The organism is Paenibacillus chitinolyticus NBRC 15660 (assembly GCF_000739915.1).
Taxonomy (GTDB): Bacteria; Bacillota; Bacilli; order Paenibacillales; family NBRC-103111; genus Paenibacillus_F; species Paenibacillus_F chitinolyticus.
In genome coordinates this window covers 179,215-197,051 of record NZ_BBJT01000006.1, presented here as the reverse complement: position 1 = coordinate 197,051, position 17,837 = coordinate 179,215, and the positions used below count along the sequence as shown (strand labels likewise).

The 17,837-nt window shown below is 53.7% G+C and carries 19 protein-coding genes and 1 tRNA gene; 13 read left to right on the top strand and 7 right to left on the bottom strand.

The window, feature by feature from the left end; all coding sequences use genetic code 11:
- The first annotated feature begins 1 nt into the window (after position 1).
- Positions 2–1,213, top strand: a complete 1,212-nt coding sequence (locus PCH01S_RS16355) for a VWA domain-containing protein (RefSeq protein ID WP_042230968.1) — start codon at positions 2–4, stop codon at positions 1,211–1,213.
- A 992-nt stretch (positions 1,214–2,205) separates the two neighbouring features.
- Here PCH01S_RS16355 and PCH01S_RS16345 read toward each other — a convergent pair.
- Positions 2,206–2,637: a winged helix-turn-helix transcriptional regulator gene (locus tag PCH01S_RS16345; protein ID WP_042230966.1), complete on the bottom strand. Its 432-nt coding sequence runs from the start codon at positions 2,635–2,637 to the stop codon at positions 2,206–2,208.
- 229 nt (positions 2,638–2,866) lie between these two features.
- Here PCH01S_RS16345 and ahlS point away from each other — a divergent pair, with 229 nt between their 5' ends.
- Positions 2,867–3,715 carry an AhlS family quorum-quenching N-acyl homoserine lactonase gene (gene ahlS, locus PCH01S_RS16340; RefSeq protein ID WP_042231186.1) on the top strand — a complete coding sequence of 283 codons (849 nt, stop codon included), beginning with the start codon at positions 2,867–2,869 and terminating at the stop codon, positions 3,713–3,715.
- Positions 3,716–4,203: 488 nt separating this feature from the next.
- Here the strand turns inward: ahlS and PCH01S_RS16335 are convergent.
- Positions 4,204–4,276 (bottom strand) — tRNA-Ala (locus PCH01S_RS16335).
- 200 nt (positions 4,277–4,476) lie between these two features.
- On the opposite strand from PCH01S_RS16335, the gene PCH01S_RS16330 reads away from it, so the two are divergent.
- The 3 genes from PCH01S_RS16330 (at position 4,477) to PCH01S_RS16320 (ending at position 5,813) form a co-directional block, all read left to right on the top strand.
- A complete protein-coding gene (locus PCH01S_RS16330; protein WP_042230965.1) occupies positions 4,477–4,815 on the top strand; it encodes a hypothetical protein in 339 nt (112 codons plus the stop codon).
- A 64-nt stretch (positions 4,816–4,879) separates the two neighbouring features.
- Positions 4,880–5,383, top strand: a complete 504-nt coding sequence (locus PCH01S_RS16325) for a VanZ family protein (protein ID WP_042230964.1) — start codon at positions 4,880–4,882, stop codon at positions 5,381–5,383.
- 61 nt (positions 5,384–5,444) lie between these two features.
- Positions 5,445–5,813, top strand: a complete 369-nt coding sequence (locus PCH01S_RS16320; RefSeq protein ID WP_042230963.1) for a hypothetical protein — start codon at positions 5,445–5,447, stop codon at positions 5,811–5,813.
- 199 nt (positions 5,814–6,012) lie between these two features.
- Here PCH01S_RS16320 and PCH01S_RS16315 read toward each other — a convergent pair whose 3' ends face one another.
- A complete protein-coding gene (locus PCH01S_RS16315; RefSeq protein WP_042230962.1) occupies positions 6,013–6,306 on the bottom strand; it encodes a hypothetical protein in 294 nt (97 codons plus the stop codon).
- Between the two features lie 205 nt (positions 6,307–6,511).
- Between PCH01S_RS16315 and PCH01S_RS16310 the strand changes: the two genes are divergently transcribed.
- The 4 genes from PCH01S_RS16310 to PCH01S_RS16300 all read left to right on the top strand — a co-directional run bounded on the left by PCH01S_RS16310 (position 6,512) and on the right by PCH01S_RS16300 (position 8,659).
- Positions 6,512–7,177 carry a tetratricopeptide repeat protein gene (locus PCH01S_RS16310; protein ID WP_042230961.1) on the top strand — a complete coding sequence of 222 codons (666 nt, stop codon included), beginning with the start codon at positions 6,512–6,514 and terminating at the stop codon, positions 7,175–7,177.
- A 134-nt stretch (positions 7,178–7,311) separates the two neighbouring features.
- Entirely contained in the window at positions 7,312–7,473 is a 162-nt protein-coding gene (locus PCH01S_RS30915; RefSeq protein WP_164977116.1) for a hypothetical protein, read from the top strand.
- Between the two features lie 5 nt (positions 7,474–7,478).
- A complete protein-coding gene (locus PCH01S_RS16305; RefSeq protein ID WP_042230960.1) occupies positions 7,479–7,910 on the top strand; it encodes a DUF86 domain-containing protein in 432 nt (143 codons plus the stop codon).
- A 110-nt stretch (positions 7,911–8,020) separates the two neighbouring features.
- Entirely contained in the window at positions 8,021–8,659 is a 639-nt protein-coding gene (locus PCH01S_RS16300; protein ID WP_009671457.1) for a helix-turn-helix transcriptional regulator, read from the top strand.
- 314 nt (positions 8,660–8,973) lie between these two features.
- Here the strand turns inward: PCH01S_RS16300 and PCH01S_RS16295 are convergent, their stop codons facing one another.
- Both PCH01S_RS16295 and PCH01S_RS16290 read right to left on the bottom strand, forming a co-directional pair.
- The gene (locus PCH01S_RS16295; RefSeq protein WP_042230959.1) at positions 8,974–9,759 is read right to left on the bottom strand and encodes an MBL fold metallo-hydrolase; all 786 of its coding nucleotides are present in this window, start codon (positions 9,757–9,759) and stop codon (positions 8,974–8,976) included.
- The gene (locus PCH01S_RS16290) at positions 9,747–10,406 is read right to left on the bottom strand and encodes a bifunctional 4-hydroxy-2-oxoglutarate aldolase/2-dehydro-3-deoxy-phosphogluconate aldolase (protein ID WP_042231185.1); all 660 of its coding nucleotides are present in this window, start codon (positions 10,404–10,406) and stop codon (positions 9,747–9,749) included. The genes PCH01S_RS16295 and PCH01S_RS16290 overlap by 13 nt, the downstream gene beginning before the upstream one ends.
- A 189-nt stretch (positions 10,407–10,595) precedes the next feature.
- Between PCH01S_RS16290 and selD the strand changes: the two genes are divergently transcribed.
- The 4 genes from selD (at position 10,596) to PCH01S_RS16270 (ending at position 14,175) form a co-directional block, all read left to right on the top strand.
- On the top strand, positions 10,596–11,657 hold the full coding sequence (selD, locus tag PCH01S_RS16285) for a selenide, water dikinase SelD (RefSeq protein ID WP_042230958.1): 1,062 nt from the start codon (positions 10,596–10,598) through the stop codon (positions 11,655–11,657).
- 39 nt (positions 11,658–11,696) lie between these two features.
- Entirely contained in the window at positions 11,697–12,767 is a 1,071-nt protein-coding gene (gene mnmH / locus PCH01S_RS16280; RefSeq protein WP_042230957.1) for a tRNA 2-selenouridine(34) synthase MnmH, read from the top strand.
- 190 nt (positions 12,768–12,957) lie between these two features.
- On the top strand, positions 12,958–13,479 hold the full coding sequence (locus PCH01S_RS16275; RefSeq protein WP_042230956.1) for a DUF948 domain-containing protein: 522 nt from the start codon (positions 12,958–12,960) through the stop codon (positions 13,477–13,479).
- Positions 13,480–13,833: 354 nt separating this feature from the next.
- Entirely contained in the window at positions 13,834–14,175 is a 342-nt protein-coding gene (locus tag PCH01S_RS16270) for a YtxH domain-containing protein (protein ID WP_042230955.1), read from the top strand.
- Between the two features lie 131 nt (positions 14,176–14,306).
- Here the strand turns inward: PCH01S_RS16270 and PCH01S_RS16265 are convergent, their stop codons facing one another.
- Both PCH01S_RS16265 and PCH01S_RS16260 read right to left on the bottom strand, forming a co-directional pair.
- Complete coding sequence (locus PCH01S_RS16265; protein ID WP_042230954.1) at positions 14,307–15,932, bottom strand: response regulator; 1,626 nt, start codon at positions 15,930–15,932, stop codon at positions 14,307–14,309.
- Positions 15,929–17,746, bottom strand: a complete 1,818-nt coding sequence (locus PCH01S_RS16260) for a cache domain-containing sensor histidine kinase (RefSeq protein ID WP_042230953.1) — start codon at positions 17,744–17,746, stop codon at positions 15,929–15,931. Before PCH01S_RS16260 ends, PCH01S_RS16265 begins: the two co-directional genes overlap by 4 nt.
- Positions 17,747–17,837 lie beyond the last annotated feature (91 nt).

Below are 17,837 nucleotides of genomic sequence, written 5' to 3'. Positions count from 1 at the left end.
GATGACGGCGGACAATTTGGAAAAGATGAAAAGGTGGCGCTTGATTCTAGGCGCAGCGACTGAAGAGAAGTTGAAGTCTTTTGACAGTACGCTAGCGCAGCTTTTGGATGAGGAAGCACGGATTATGGATGAAGCGCTTGCGGCCATTTACGATGATACACAGTTGATTGACGACTCATCTCGTTCGGGTCAAAAAGGGCAGACAAGAGCTGCGGGTCTCGGTTCTTCTTCTCCAAAGATTTCCAAATGGCTCGGCGATATTCGGACGTTTTTTCCGCCAGATGTCGTTTCGGTCATTCAAGCTGACGCCATTGAGCGCAAAGGGCTGACGCAATTGCTTTTTGAACCGGAGCTGTTGTCGCAAGTAAAGCCGGATGTACAAATGGTTGCGACCCTGATGTCACTTAAAGGAAGAATCCCTGAACAAACGAAAGAAACGGCTAGACAGCTTGTCAAAGCAGTTGTGGATGAAATTATGAAGCGGATGTCTGAAGATCTCCGGCGAGCTGTAACGGGGGCACTCAACCGTAGAAAACATTCCCCCATTCCATCCGTGACGGGACTCGATTGGAATACGACGATTCGCAAAAATTTGAAACATTACGATACGAACCGCAAGCTGCTCATCCCGGAAAAAGTATATTTCTTCGACCGGGCCCGCAAAAGCAAGGAATGGACGGTCATTCTTGATATTGACCAGAGCGGCTCAATGGCAAACTCCGTCATTTACGCTTCTATCGTCGGCTCGATCTTCGCAAGTATGCCTTCGCTCGAAACGAAGGTCGTAGCTTTTGACACCGAGGTAGTCGATTTAAGTGAGCAGTGCGCGAATGACCCGGTTGATATGCTTTTTGGCATCCAGCTTGGCGGCGGGACCGACATTAACAAATCGGTTGCTTACTGCGAGCAATTTATTAAAGAACCGCAGAAGACGCTGTTCATACTCGTCTCTGATCTTTATGAGTTCGGGAATCGTTCTGAGTTTCTGCGAAGAATGGATGAGCTTCATCAAGCAGGCGTCAAAGTACTCTGTTTGTTAGCGCTGTCTGATGAAGGTGTTCCTTCCTACGACGAGGCGATCGCCAAAAGGCTTGCTTCTTACGGAATCCCATCTTTTGGATGTTCACCAGACCGGCTGCCTGAACTGATCGAAGGCGCGCTGAAAGGAATGGACTTGGTGCAGCTGAGTGCACGTGTTGGAGAGAAGAAGTAGCAATCCGTTACGAGAGACAACTGGCAGGAAGCGATTCGTTTACAAATTAAGCCGGAGCAGACGGAATTTGCACCTATGGCGGTCGTTTGCAGAAGCAGGCGAGCGCATCGGTAACGAATTCGTGATGAAGCTGGCCGCGCGTCAGAGTTGTTGAGTTAAGTTTCAAGCTGACCGTAAACGTGTTAAACTGAGGAATATCGAAAACCTTTTTGAAAAAAGGTTACTAACATATTAAAAGTCTTGAATACGGGTTAATCCGTAGTAATTAATTCCTTTTGTTCTCACTTGAAAATCGTGTGGAAATAGCCTGACTAACTCAAAAAAATTTTTGCTATAGTATAATTTTTGCACGTAAAAAAACCTCTAAACACTCGTAAATCCTTGTGTTTAGAGGTTTTTTTACGTATGGAGCCTAGGGGGATGTCCAAATCTTGATCTAAACGGCTGACGAAGCTAACTCGGCACAGCATTCTAGCGGAAGATTCGGACGCCGTGCTCCTCCACGGAAGCAGAGCTTCGAAGCCTATTCACTCGTTCCGTGCGCGCGGACTGAACCCTTGGGGTTCGGCCCCCTGGACATAAGTAAAACGCCACTACATATGTAGTGGCGTTTTACTTATGGAGCCTAGGGGGATCGAACCCCTGACCTCATCGCTGCCAGCGATGCGCTCTCCCGCTCTTGGGTATTACACTACCCCATAAATACGAGAGGCAGAAATAAAAAAGCTCTTCCTTCTATAAGGAAGCCCTAACCGTCAAATGTTTATTACATTGGCACAGTCCGTCAAGATTCTCCCCGTATCTACCTGAGTATCATCTGCCGCGCCCATCGTTCCAATGAATTGACTAATTCGAAGTTTAAAGTCGATCTTAATGCCGTCCCTTTTAACTTCTACCTTGTTAATGATCGTACTAAGCATCATCTTCTTTTTTGCTATCGATGTCTGTTCGAATACATTGTACCAGTTCGGAATGTTCATCGAGCTTATTCTTCAAACTTGGAGTTCCATGACTTCATCAGCTGAACTTTTCTTCAGTGAACCAGTGGTATAAGCAAAGTCATAGTTAGCCCGTGCCTCTACAACTTGAGTATAATTCACTCTTCCCCACTGCCTTAGCTCTTTCATCGGCTGAAGCAATGTTTCCCCTAATGGCGTTAATGAATACTCGACGCTTGGAGGCACTGTAGGAGATATGTGTCGTTGGACCAATCCATCGCGCTCAAGCTTGCGTACCGTCTGGGTAAGCATTTTTTTGGATATCCCTTCGACCCTCCGGAGCATTTCTCCATATCGGATTTTACCGTTTTCCATGGCATAAATAACAAGTACAGTCCACTTGTTAGAGATAATGTCAAGAACTTTGCTATAACCGCAATTGGATAACGAAATATCAGATTGTTTTGTTTTAGATGCATATGTCAAATGATTTCCCTCCTATGTAATACGAAGTTCCCAGGACACTTTAAAGTGCCTACTTATATCATTCTAATTTTTGTATTACTGTATGTCTATACCAGTACTGGAGCAGCTTTGTGCAAGATCTGCCGTAACAAGGCACCGCTTAAGGGCGATCCGGACGTTCCAAGAGCAGGAAGATATGCTCCCGAAAGGGGTATCTTGTACTGGATTACTTCGATGGGTAGGTATAAACATGACAAATATTATTAAAACGCGTCCTAAGCTATTTGTATTGGATAACGGTCGAATGAGCATGGATAAAAATTGGATAATCGCCATGCATAATCCGGCTACAATAAATAATCCGAACGCCCCGACACAATTTGTGGAATTTCCAATCTATACGGTATTGATTGATCATCCTGAGGGAAAAATCTTGTTTGATACAGCCTGCAACCCAAACTCCATGGGCATTGGAGGGCGTTGGGCACAATCGACCCAACTGTCGTCTCCATGGGTGGCAAGCGAGGAATGTTACCTGCATAACCGACTGGAGCAACTTAATGTTAGACCTGAGGAGATCAAGTACGTCGTTGCCTCCCACTTGCATCTGGACCATGCAGGATGCCTCGAAATGTTCACAAACGCGACCATTATCGTTCATGAGGATGAGTTTAATGGAGCACTGCAAACCTACGCCCGTAATGAGAAAGAAGGAGCCTATGTTTGGGCTGATATCGATGCATGGATCAAAAACCAACTACAGTGGAAAACGGTCAAACCAGGCGAAGACAACTTGGATCTGGTGGATGGCATCAAAATCTTGAATTTTGGAAGCGGTCATGCATGGGGTATGTTAGGTCTCCAGATCGAAATGCCAGAAACAGGGGGAATCATTCTAGCTTCCGATGCCATTTATACCGCGGAAAGTTTCGGTCCTCCGGTCAAGCCGCCTGGTATTATTTATGATTTGATCGGCTACAGAAATGCGGTGGAGAAAATCCGTACTTTGGCTACCCGCACGAATTCACAAGTGTGGTTCGGGCACGATGCGGATCAATTCAGACACTTGAGAAAATCTACCGAAGGATATTATGAATAATAATAATCCCCTATCATGTTTAGTGGATGCTTTCGTTTGAAAGAAAAAGAAAATCACCAAAAATTACTGGCGATTTTCTTTTTCTTTTTTAGACTGGACAGTTCATTATCTTTCTCAAAACTACTTCCTTGGTTTCTTTATCGATTAATCATGGGCAGTATACAACTTTATTTTTTACGGTCTAATACTTTATTTTATAGAACATCATCGACAAGAATATGAGCTCAAAAGTGCAATAAAAAACGGCATCTCTGCCGTTTTCCAACTTTTCTCTATGGAGCCTAGGGCATGTCTGAATCCTTATTTTAGGCTGACGAAGCAAACTCGGCGCAGCATTCTAGCGTAAGATTCGGACGCCGTGCTCCTCCACGGAAGCAAAGCTTCGAAGCCTATTCACTCGTTCCGTGCGCGCGGACTGAACCCCCGGGGTTCGGCCCCGCTTGGCTCAAACAACAAAAAGCACTCCGAAGAGTGCTTTTTGTCTTATATGGAGCCTAGGGGGATCGAACCCCTGACCTCATCGCTGCCAGCGATGCGCTCTCCCAGCTGAGCTAAGGCCCCGTATCATACCCGTGATTTGTATTATACATAGATCCAACGTTCAAAGCAAGCCAAGCCTCATTTAAACTCCAGGCATCCGAAAAAGTACTTTTTTTGACGCATTCACCGGTCTGTCTTTGTTGTAAGCGGCTGCGTTTTCATGCTACCCTAAGGTCAGTATGCGTTCCGCCGGAACGTAATTTTTGGCAGGAGTGGTCCTATTGTCGAATAATACGCTCTACTGGGTGTTTACGGTTCTCATATTCGGAATCACGCTGATCATGGGAATCGTCATGATGAGGCGCACCCGTAAACTATGGCTTTCCTTTGGAATTTCGACTCTATTCAATACCGTGATGACGGTTTTGGTCTGCCTCTGGTGGGCCCGTATTACGGATGACGCCTACAGTGTGCTGTTTCATAACGCGTTTTTCCTGCTGGGCTATTTCAATGTCGTCATTATCGACTTTTTTGCCCTGGTGAGTATCCAAAGAAAGACATTGGGCGAAGGAGTCAAAAAACGCAAAAAAACATACGAAGAAGAATACGGGGACACCTGATAGTCCGGCTGCTCGGCAGTTGGAGAACATCAGGCAGTTCGTGTAAGGAGGCTGGCACAAAGAAATGAAGCCCCGTTTGCGCACGTATGGCTGGTGGCTGGCCGCGACACTGGTGTGGATGATATTTATTTTCGCAAAATCCGCCGAGACGTACCAGGAGCAGGATATGCGGCCTTTTATCCGGGATCTGATTCAGGAGGATGTGCTCCGGCAGTGGATTCCCCAAGTGGAATTTACTTACGACGGCGGGCTGGTCACGTACAAAAAGCCGTATGATTTCACCGAGTTCATCATCCGTAAAGCCGGCCACGTATCGGAATTCGCGCTGCTCGCTTTTCTCTGGATCCGCACGCTGCTGGCGATGAAAAGGCCCTTCTGGACCGCATGGCTGGCCGGCGGGTTTCTGGCCGTATTGTATGCCGCATCCGACGAATGGCACCAGAGCTTCGTTCCGGGACGGACGGGGCACGCCATCGACGTAGGGATGGACAGCGTAGGCGTGCTGCTGGTCATGGCTGTTTTCGCGATAATCCGGCTTATCCGAGCCTGGAACGTTCGCAGCCGATAAAATACGCTCCTCCGGGCATACTACCTGCTAAAGGATACGATGCCAAAGACAGGAGAGAGCTATGGATACCTACATCAAGCACGCCAAAGTAACCCGGATTACAAATCACAAAGACGTCAAAGTAGCCGATGTCGAATTTGCGGTAGAGGGTTTTGACAAGCCTTTGCTGGCCAAGTTCGAAAAGCCTCACGGGGCATCGTCCTCAGGCAGCGCCGGGGAAACGTCTTTCAAGCTGGGTCCCGTTTACCGCAACGACGCCGATCTGACGCTGGATTGGTACAACGACAACCTGCATGACGCGTACGAGGACGTTACCGCCGAGCTGCTGTCCAGCTCGACCAACATCTACGAGCTGCAAAAAGATCAGCTGGAAGCGAGGCTGCTGGAGCATGGCGACGTCAAGCGTGAACTTGAGGAAGGCCGCCTTTAAACATCCCGGGAGACTCCTCTCAAGGCAATAAAGACGGGCGGAACCCGAGGCTGCGGCAAGCTCACGCGCCTCATTCCCGGGCAGGGCTCAGGCTGCAGAACCCCTTCCGTTAAAAAAGATCGCTTTTCCGTCCGGAGGACGAAGAAGCGATCTTTTTTAATTCCGGCACCCCGAGGGAAAAGGAAGCCCTTGGCGGAGATTACTTGGTTCCTTTTTCCAATTGAACGGGCAATCCGTACTTGGGCGCAACCTGCTGATACTTCTTGTCCACCGACTGCCAGCGGAACATGCCGAGGAAGAACCCGATAAAGCAAAACACGATCAGCCGGATCGGCAGCCAAATCCCGATCAGTTCGCCGGCCAGCGAGTATTCCAGAAGCGAGACGAGAGCAGTCAGCACAAGTCCTACCGGGAGTGCGAAGTTGAGCATAACGTACATACCGGGGCCTTTGCGCCGCATAACACTCCATTTACGCGCTTGTTGTTCATTCATTTTCAGACCGAAATCCTTTCTGCGTGAGAATGCTGAGTCTAATTATACTAATAAAGAGGCAGGAAGCACATACCTCCTTCAGGAAAAATGTCCCGGCCCCCGCACACGGCTGTCACAACAATGTCACACAAACAATTTCATGAGGTTTTTTGGAAATTATGGTACGATAAGTTGCGGAAAGAAAAGGTCGGAAGGAGAGATAGGTTTGCTTGGGAAATTTTTTCTGTTCTCGCTCTTGCTCTATATCACCCGGAGTCCTCTGCTCGCATTGATCATTCTGCTCGTCGTTTTGTATGTCATCGACCGCCGTTTTATCGGTCTTTCACCCAGTCTGCTGCGGCCCTTGAAAAGAAACCGGCGCATCTCGCAGCTGAGGCAGGAACTGCGCGCAAATCCGCATCACGCTTCCTCGAAGCTGGAATTGGCGCGTCTGCTGATCGACAAACGGAAATACCGCGAGGCGCTTGTCTATTTGCGCGAGGTGGAGCCGGTCATGTCCGAATCGGCGGATGTTTCCTACGAAATCGGCCTGTGTCTGCTGAAAATGGATCAGCTGCAAGAAGGCCTTGCTTACATGACAAAAGCGCTGGAGCTTAACCCCCGCGTCAAATACGGCGATCCCTATCTGCAAATGGGCGAAGCCCTCGCGGAAAGCGACCCCCGGCAGGCCGTGGACATGCTGGAGCGGTTCCGCGATGAACAATCTTCTTCGGTGGAAGCTTATTACCGTCTGGGGCTGCTTTACGGCAAGCTCGGGCGTACCGAAAAAGCGAAGGAAGCTTTCCGTGAATCCGTCGACGTATACAAATCCCTGCCCAAATACAGTAGGCGTAAACAGCGCCGTTGGGCGATCCTTGCCAGGTTTAAGTGACGATTGCGTCAAACGCTTGCGGAAGTTACTGCCCTGAAGCCCACGGCTTCGCTTGACGGCGGCGCCGGGGGTTGGCTACACTTAGTTGAGAGAAGAAAGCGGCGCAAGCCGACAAGAAAGGTACTGGAACACAGATGGATCTAATGTACATTGCAGCGGCCGCCGGAGATAGCGGGAAGTCCAAGCTCAGCATGGAATACTTGATGCAGAGCGTACTTCTGGTCATAATCGTCGTGATTATGTTCGTTGTTATGCTGGCCTGGTCGAAATGGAGCAAGAAAAGGAGGCGGAAATAACCGCCATGTATTATGTTAATGTAGATCAAATCAAACAAAGACTCGCTTTCGTACCCGAACTGCTGACAGGCTGCACCGAGCTGGAGCAGGCATTCTCGAACGGGGACAAGCGTCTGATCACGTATCTGGCCCAAGAGCGTGTTCTTCATCTGGCGATCGAAACCGTCACGGACGTGGGAAGCCTGATCATTGACGGCTTTCTGATGAGAGACGCGAGCAGCTACGAGGACATTATCGACATTCTGGGAACGGAAAAAGTGTTTTCGGAAGAAACGACAGCGGCTTTGCTGTCGCTGGTGAAACTTCGCAAGCCTCTCGTACAGGAGTACGATACGTTTTCCAGAGAAGGGGTTCACCCTCTGTTGAAAGAACTGCCCGTCATTCTCCCGGATTTCACCCGTTCGGTGGAAGCTTTTATCGAAAAAGAAATGATCTGACACTCGGGAGAGACGAATCCCGGTGTTTTTATACTTTTATGTTTCATAATTTACTTATGCCCAAGGTTACGATACAATGAGACTATCTAGGCATCAGGCAGGTGATTCTCATGTATCGCGACGCAGAGTTGTCGACCCGCAAAATCGTGTTATCTCTGCTCAGGACCCGGGGCCCTCTCAGTGTAGGGGAACTTGCCAAGGAGCTTGGGATTACGGAGATGGCCGTCAGACGCCATTTAAACACGCTGGATCGAGATGGTTTTATCGAATCAAAGCTGGCACGCCAGGCAATGGGCAGGCCTTTGCATATGTATTCGCTCACGAAAGAAGCGGATGATTTATTTCCCAAGAAATATAACGCACTGACTCTGGATCTTCTGGAGGAGCTGGTTGCGGAAGAAGGCGAAGGAAAACTGACGCGGCTATTTCAAAGGCGCAAAGACAAACTTTCGGAGCGTTACGGCTCCCGGATGGAAGGCAAGTCTTTCCCGGAGAAGGTCGCCGAATTGGCCCGGATTCAGAACGACAACGGCTATATGGTAAGTCTGGAGCAAGGGGAGAACGGGGATTATATTCTGAATGAACATAACTGCCCGATCGCCCAGGTTGCGGACCAATACCAGCAGGCCTGTCAATGTGAGCTTGCCTTGTTCCAGGAGCTGCTCGGAACGCCGGTCGAACGCACCGAATGTTTGGCCAAAGGCGGGACCAAGTGCGTGTATCAGATTCGCCGGGCGGAGAGCTTCTGATTTATAGAACCGGCCGCGTTAAAAAGAAAAGAAGAAGCCAGCCTTGTCCTTACGGACGTCGGGGAGGGCTTCTTCTTTTTGCCTGTACAGAGTTGCCGAAGGACTCTGGGGCGGGGGCGATGCCTAAGGGCATTCCTTCTATTACCGAGTGCCGGTCCGGAATAATAGAACGGGTTGAAGACAGCGACCAAGCATCGTCGGAAGCTGCGGAAAACAAAAAGCTGCATGGCAGGAGCGGGAGCGGTTGTATAACCGGAACCGGCGGCTCGTGCGACATCGCGCTTCTTATCCGCACGGAGGGCAAGAGCCTGTCGTTAGCCGGAATCGCGGGACAGAGCGATGCTCAGCCCGGCCTGAGCGAACCTGACGCCGGAGGAGAGCGCATAGTCCTCCAGCAGGTCGATTCCGTGCGACAGATGCGTGAAAACTGTGCGGGAAGGCTTCACTTCCCGCAGCAGCTCAAGCGCTTCCGTCACATCGTAGACGGAGCGGCCGGCCCCTTCCTCCTTGTAGAAGCTCGTGCCGAGCACAAGGAGATCAAGACCTCGCATAGGAGCTTTCTCCTGCTCGTTCAAGCCGATGGAATCGGGGCAGTAGACGAAGCTGTATTCCTCCCCGCGGTCGAACCGCAGGGCAAAGGAAAATCCGTTTGCCCCGTGTGTTACCTTCCACAGGCGGATCTCCCAGCCGCCGAAGGAGAAGCCTTCATCGACCGCGATATAATCGAGATTGCGGTCGATCCAGGGGAAGATGGCGCGGATCCGGTCCACGACCTCCGCGGCGGCATACACTTTGCCGCGGATGCCCAGCCAGCGGCATAGATCGGCGTACTCCGGGAGGCCGCCGATATGGTCGTAATGCGCATGAGTAATGAGTACATGGCGCAAATCTCTAAGGCCGGCCCGCTCCATTTGCAGGCCCCAGTTCGGCCCGCAGTCGAGGAGCAGACTGCCTTCGGCCGTGCCGGTGTCCAGCAGGGCGGACGAGCGCAGCCTGCGGTTGACCCCGGTTGTGCGGGCTTCCGTGCAGACGCCGCAGTCGCAGTAGGCGCGGGGGACGCCCATGGAGTCGCCGGTGCCGAAGAACGTCAGGACGTCCATGCGGCTTCCTTCCACTGGGAGACGGCTTCCGCAAACCGGCGTGCATTCGCGGTGATGACGTCAAAGCGGCCCGCATCGATATCGGCGAGCTTGCACAAGGAGCTGCCTACGCCGGCCGCATAGCAGCCCGCTTGCAGATATTCGCCGATATTGCCGGCCGTGACGCCGCCGACGGCGACCATAGGCACCCGGTCCAGCGGGCCCATCAATTCGCGTATGTAGGTAAGGCCGAGACCGGTGCTCGGGAACACTTTGACCGCCTGCGCGCCGGCTTTCCAGGCCCGGACAATCTCGGTTGGCGTCATCGCGCCGGGGAAGATCGGGATGCCTTGCGAAACCGAATACGCGATCACGGCCTCGTCGGTGTTCGGTGTAACGAGGAAAGAGGCACCGGCTTCGATGGCCTGCCGCGCATCCTCCAGATCCAGAACGGTGCCCGCTCCGATAAACATACGGCCGCCGAGCCTGCTTCTCAGTTCCCGGATCATGTCCAGTGCCCCGTCCGTATTAAGCGTTACTTCGAGGACGGTAACACCGCCTTCGAGCATCGCTTCCGCCGTGCGGATAATTTGTCCCGGTTTGACGCCCCGGAGAATGGCGATAAGTCGGGTGCGTTCCAGTTCCTGGAGTCCCTGTTCACGTTCCACTTCGTTCACTTCGCTTTCGGTTGTTTAAGCGGGAAAAGCTCCCGTATATCCCCATGTTATCACATGAAAAGGCGTGGCGTCATGACCAACCGGGAGAGGGGCGCAGGACAAGATTATTTTAAGAATCCGCAAGCTTGGTATACAATAGAAGAAGTGTGTCAACCATTCTGTGTGAAAAGGGTGAACCCCATGAAAGATGCTCAACCCGTCAAATTAACTTCCCTCTCCAGCAAAGGAGGCTGCGGCTGTAAAATCGGTCCGGCCGATCTGTCCCAAGTTCTGCGGGGAATGCCGGCTCCGCTGCCGAATCCGAATCTGCTTGTCGGTCTGGATACGAGCGACGATGCGGGCGTATATAAACTTAGCGATGATCTGGCTCTCGTGCAGACCGTCGATTTTTTTACTCCGATTGTAGACGATCCTTATTCTTTCGGGCAGGTTGCGGCAGCGAACGCGATCAGCGATATTTACGCGATGGGCGGCAAACCGCTGACTGTGCTGAACATCGTGGCTTTTCCGATCAAAACGCTCGATAAGCAGGTGCTTACCGATATTTTGAGAGGAGCGGCCGATAAAGTCCAGGAAGCCGGCGCCACGCTTGTGGGGGGCCATTCCATCGACGATAACGAGCCGAAATTCGGCCTTGCCGTAACGGGGCTGATTCATCCGGACCGGGTGCGGACCAATGCGGGAGCGAAGCCCGGGGACAAGCTCATTCTGACGAAGCCGATAGGCGTGGGCATTTTGACGACGTCCATCAAAAAGGATCAGCTCAGCGAGGAAGAAGTGCTGCGCGTCACGTCGGTGATGGCGACGCTGAACAAAACGGCCGCCGAAGTTATGGACGGCTTCGAAGTGCACGCGTGCACGGACGTCACCGGCTTCGGGCTGCTCGGACACGCGTCCGAGGTTGCCAAAGGCAGCGGCGTGGGCGTGCGTATCGGCGCCGCTGACGTGCCGTTTCTTCCGCGCGTGCGCGAGCTGGCCGAAGCCGGCTTCGTACCGGGCGGCACGAAGAACAATTTCGCGCACGTACAGGATACGGTCGATTTCGATCCGTCCATCGATCAAATCGGCCAGTGGATGCTGTGCGACGCGGTGACATCCGGCGGGCTGCTCATTTCGGCGGCGGCTGCGGATGCGGACGAGCTGCTGGCCCGCCTGCTCGACGCAGGCGTCGAAGCGGCGATGATCGGCGAAACGACAGCCGATCATCCGGGACGGATTGCCGTCGCGAAAACCATCCGTTAACAGCCCGTTTTCCGGCAAATCAAAGGAGTGTTTGCACCAATGTTTCGTGATATTACGGTTGAACAGCTGCTTGAGCTGCAGGAGCAGAGGGGCATCCAACTGATCGATGTGCGCTCGGAGGGAGAATTCGAAGAGTTCACTATCCCTGGAAGCAGAAATATTCCGGTGTTCGACAACGGGGAACGCAAGGAAGTCGGCACCATTTATAAACAGGTCAGCGTTCAGGCGGCGAAGGAGAAGGGGCTGGAGATTTTTTCGGCCAAGCTGCCGTCATTTATTAAACAATTCGAAGAAATTCCCGGCCAGAAAGCCGTCTTCTGCTGGCGCGGGGGCATGCGGAGCAAAACGGCCGCGACCGTGACATCGCTGATGGGAATCCAGATGTACAGGCTGTCGGGCGGCATCCGTTCTTACCGCAAATGGACGCATGAAAAACTGGAAACGTTCGAGTTCAAGCCGGTCTGCATCGTGATCGGCGGCCCGACCGGTTCGGGCAAAACCGAGCTGCTTCAGAAGCTGAAAGAAGCGGGATATCCGGTGCTGGACCTGGAGACGATGGCACAGCACCGCGGCTCTATTTTCGGCCAAATCGGACTGCGTCCCAGCAACCAGAAGACGTTCGAGTCGAGACTGGTCCATGAGCTGATGGAAGTCAATGAACAGCCTTTCGTCCTCGTGGAAGCCGAGAGCAAACGCGTCGGGAAGGTCGTCATGCCCGATTTCCTGTTCAATGCCAAGGAAACGGGAATCCCCCTATTCCTGGACATTCCGATGGAGCGCCGTGTGGCTAATATCTTGGCGGACTACCAGCCGTCTTTGCATAAGGAAGAATGTATCGATGCGTATCAGCTCATTAAGAAGCGCATCCATTCGCCCATTGCGGCCGCCATTGAGCAGTATTTGAAGGAAGACCGGTTCGGCGAGGCGGTCGCTCTGATGCTGGAGCATTATTACGATCCCCGCTATGCGCATGCCGCGCAGAACTATGAGCAGGAAACCGTTACGCTGCAGGCTGCGGATACGGATGAAGCTTTCCGCCTGGTTACGGCCCAGCTCAAAGAGCGCTTCCCGGGCTATCGCCCCAAAATTCAGTCGTCGAACGCTGTCTGACGATTGTTTTATGCACCCGTTCCTCCCGTTTTAAGCGGGATGGACGGGTGTTTTCACGTTTTTTTCCATTTTTCTTCCGGAAGCTGTGTCAAAAACGGGAGATACGCTTATACTGTATTATCCCCTGGGCATTCGTCTAGAAGACAGACAGCCGCAGCGGGGGCACACTAACAGCGGAGGTGGCGGGAGGATGACGTGGATCGAATTGTCCGCGGTCTGTGCGGCAATCGCGTTTGCGATCCTGGTCTGGCAGGCGGTACTGGCGCTGCAGGCGTTCCGGCAGTCGCTGATCCGGCTGGAGGAAGCGCTCGGAAAGTCCCGGCAGCGGCTGGAGGAGACGGCGGACCGGACAGCGGAGCTTCTGGAGGAGACGAGAGAGCTCGCCGCAGAGACACGGTCGCACCTCCGCACCGCCCGGAGTGTTCTGGACGGAGCCGCAAAGTTCGGCACCGCCCTGCATGAAGGCGCGGAAGCTGTCGGCGGCGCGGCATCCGCACTGGCGGAGTCGGTTCTGAAGGTACAGCAGGCTGTACATACCCGGCAGAACCGGATTGTGGAGGCAGCCGACTGGACGGCCGCGGGAATCGAGCTGTGGCGCCGGTGGCGGAAAAGCGGAAGCGAAGCCGCAGCCGGGTCCTCCGGACCTTCGCCGGATTCAGGCGCTCCGCCCACGGCCCGGCGGGAAAACGGCGTTTCCCCGGGTGGTCTGTAAAGGCGGCAGAACCGTGGATACCGGAAGTTGTGAGCCGGTTGCCGTGTTCGGAAGCGCTGAATGCCGCTGGACCGAAGGCCCAAAGGCCCGAATGCGGAAGGCTCGGCTGAAGACCCAAGCCCAAGGCTGAAGGCTAAGAGCAGAACTCCGTAAGGCGTAAGCAAGAGAGCGGAAGCCGAAGGCTGCAGCCGTGAGCCGTAAACCAAAGCCGCGAGGCCGCCGACGTATCGCCCCCGCTCCGCAAGGGCTAGACTGCCGATCGGCAGAGAGCGGATGCACTTGAAGGCCGGACAGCCGGATAAGGTTTCGCGCGGTCCGGAAACCCCCCCACCAATTTTAAAGGAGAGATGCTAAATGGCTAACTCGACAAGAACGAAAGATCTGGTATTCGGAGCGTTGTTCGGAAGTGTTGTGGGCGCGGTGACGGCGCTGCTATTCGCTCCTAAGTCGGGCAAGGAGCTGCGTTCGGATATTGCCGCGCAGGCGGCCAACGTATCGGAGAAAACGCAAGAAATCGCACGAACTGTAGGGGAGAAGACGTCTGAGCTGGTCGGCAAAGCGAAAGAAGTTACGCTCAACGCGGCGGGTGGAATCCGCTCTATTAAAAGCGGAGAGAGCCAAATTCCCGGCAAGCTGGCGGAGGAGGAAATTGCGGCTTCCGAAGCGGCACAGGATCTGGTCATTCTCGGGAAATAAAAAAGCAAAAGAACAGCGGCGGCCCGCTCACGGGCCGCCGCTTCTTTATGGAACAAAAGTATGGATTGATCGAATGGAATGTCGTGTGGAACCGGGGGAAGGAGGCATTTGCGCAAACGATCTGCTCCCCTTCAATCCGCTGTCGGACAAGTATTCCGCTTGCGGAACAGATTCGGGGAGATGCCTTCGCTTTTTTTGAAAGCGCGGCTGAAATATTTCTCGTCCTGGTAGCCGACCGCTTCCGCGACCGTATTGATCTTCAGCTCGGGATCGGCCAGCAGCAGCTTGGCTTTGTTAATGCGCAGGCGCGTCACGTAATCCGATAAATTTTCTCCGAATTCGGTCTTGAACGAACGGGAAATATGGCTTGGGCTGAGATGGAACCTCTCGGACAAATCGTCGAGCAGAATTTGTTCGCGGTAATGAAGCCGCACGTATTTCTCGATGCTGCGGATTACCGAATTCCGGTCGCCACGCAGCAGAAACTGGGCGATGCCGGTCAGAATCGATTCCATCCGCTTCGTCCAGATGGCCAGGTCCGGCTTTCCGTGCTCGTCAAGCGGCAGGCAGAAAGACAAGTCGTCCGCCGCGCTGAGCTTTTCCTCGCCGTCCTCATCGACCTCATTCTCCAGCAGCAGCCGGCTGTGCAGGAGGGTGAACTCCTGCCACCACATTTCCAGCTGGCGGGTGTGGATATACGGGAGCTTGCGGATCTGCAGCTCCCACTGCTCCAGCACGCGGCGGATGCCCGCCAAGTCGTTCATCCGGACCGCCAGCGTCAGCTCGTCCTCGCGTGCGGCCAGCGGCGCCTGCAAAGTGCCGAGGGCCTGCCTGCGCACGTGATAGGGATGCAGGAAGATGTCCTGCTCCCGGAGGTTGCGCAGCTGAAGGGCCGTCTCCGCTTCGTGGAACGTGCGCTGAATCCCGGAGGGAAACGGCTGGACCGTTCCGTAGCCGAGGTGGAAGTGCCCGCGCAGGGCGGCATACAGGCCCCCGTTGATCTCTTCCAGAATCGCGCCCGCCTGATGGAAGCGGTCGAAGAAGAGCAGAACGGCCGCATGACGGTGCCAGTGGCGGAACGCGAGGCCGAGATTGCTTTTGCTCATAAATTCGCTGCATATGTTCGTGACCGCAAACAAGAGCAGATCCACCGCGCTTTCGAACTTCGCCTGCAGCCTCGCATCCAGCGGCTGGATGGAGACGACGGCGGCGAGCACCTGCTTCTGATCCCGGCCGATGCCGAATTCACGCTCCAGCGTTTCCGCGTGAAGGGGATACTGCTCGGGATCGAGCAGCAGCTGGACGAAGCTCTTGTCGGCCAGCATCGGTTTGTACAGGTTCGCCTTGGTCTCCGACTGCAGCCGCTGGGCGCGTTCGTTCTCTTCACTGCGCCACGCTGCGACAGCCCGCCCGACCGCTTCCTCCAGCTCCTCTTCGTCGATCGGCTTCAGCAGGTAATCGAAGCTGCCGAACTGGAGGGCGCTGCGCACGTAAGTGAAATCGTCATAGCCGCTGATGACGATCGCTTTGGTCGGAATGCCGCTTTCGGCGATCCGGCTGAGCACGTCAAGCCCCGTCAGGCCCGGCATCATGATGTCGGTAAAGACAAGCTGGGGTTTCTCGGCAGTTATCAGCCGGATGCCTTCTTCGCCGGATGAAGCCTCCAGCACTTCGGTAATATCGTACTGCCCCCAGTCCACGAGCAGCCGGATTGTCTCGCGGACGTGAGCTTCGTCATCAATGATGAGCGCCTTCATTCAGGTTCACCTTCTTCCTGCATAATCGGTATCGTCAGCAAGACGCGGAAACCGCCGTCTTCTCCGCGGCCAATTTCCATGGTGGTCTGCTCCCGGTAATAAAGCTTCAGACGGGAAAGCACGTTTGCCAGGCCGATATGGTTTCCGGGCTCGCCCATTTCCGCCATACAGGCTTCCAGGTCCGCACGCAGCGCCGTCAGTTTGTCCTCTCCGATGCCGAATCCGTTATCGGAGACTTCGATGTGAAGCAGGCTGCGGTCACCGGTTGAGCGGCATACGATGCGGACGATGTTATCGCTCCGGCTGCCGTCGAATCCGTGTTTAAAATAGTTTTCGACAAGCGGCTGGATGACCATTTTGGGCACTAGAATCGATTCCAGACCGGGTTCGAGCTCCATTTCCGCTTCAAACTGGTCTCGGAAACGCTGTTTTTGAAGCTTTATATAGGACTTCGCATAGTCCCATTCGCTTTTTAACGGAACGATCGTTTCTTCCGTTTTCATGCTGTACCGCATCATTTTGCCGAGCGAAGAGATAAGGGAATATACCTCGCGGTCTCCCTTCTGGAGAGAACGGGCCGCGATCGACTGCAGCGCATTGTTGATGAAATGCGGGTTAATCTGGGCCTGCAGCGCCTTAAGCTCATTCGTTTTATTCGCGACTTCCAGCTTATATTCCCGGAGAATCAATTCATTGATGGTGTGCATCATCGAACGGAAGCGTCTGGCGAGTATGCCGAGCTCGTCGTCGGCTTTGACCCGGATGTCCACGTTCATGTTCCCGGACTCGATTTTGTTCATATAGCCGATCAGCGCGGAGATGGGGGCGGTCATCCGCAGGGAGACATAGATCGTCACGACGGTTGCCAGTCCCAGAAAAATAACGCCGACGAGCGTCCATATGCCGGTAAGTTCCCGCTGGCTTTTGTAAAGAACGGAATCCGGAACTCCTTTGACGAGAAGCCAGCTGCCTCCGGGCGCATGAATGGTTTCGTAAATATGGATGCCGTTGTAGGAAGCATCCTCCGAACGGAAGTAACCGCGTTCCGCGCGGGCGGCCGACTGGTTCAGCTCCTGGAGCCACGGCACGGGTTTCTTGCCCCCTTGGGGATCGGGATGGGCCTGGTACATAATTTCGCCGGATGGCCCGATAATATAAAGTTCCTCGCTGCCTTTGGTGTAAAGCTCGTCACAGATCGCTTTGATCGTGTCCGGCGAGAAATCCAAGGACAGAGAGCCGAGCGGAATATTGTCCACGATGTTGGTCAAGGCCGTCTGGTAGGTGAATACGTCTCCGGACGAATAGATGAAAAACTGCTTGCCGTAGGCGGACATAGGGTGGGGAGGCGTAATCCGGCTTTCTTCCCGGCGGATATCCGGTTTGAAGGGCGCGGCTCCCTGGTCGGTCCGGACGAGCCTGTTTTCCGATAAAAGATACGATTTGCGCGCTTGTTCCACATATAAGTAAACCTGGCGGACATCCTGCGACGCATATTTCAGCGTCTGCATGGAGCGTAAAACTTCCTGCTCCGTCAGAAACAGACGGGATTCGGAAAAGAAGTTGTCTGTCCGGTTCTCCAGTATTTCCATCATCACGGTATTGTGGTAGAGAAGCTTCATATTCTGCTCGACGCTCTGGAGGTACGTATCCAGATTGAGCTTTCCCTGGTGAATCAGATTCAGATTGTCCCGGATCGCTTTGTCTTCCAGCCTGGACTGCGTATAGAAGTGAGAGACGAGAATAGAAGTCGCGATCGGCAGGATCGTAGCCGCCAGAATAAAGGCGATGAGCTTGTTGCGGAGTCGGGACCGCATCGCAATTCCCCCCTGTCGCTGCTTTGTGGTCATGCCGGCTTCTTGTCGGCATAGTAAGTGTACATCAGGATGCCCGGCGTGCAAATACACG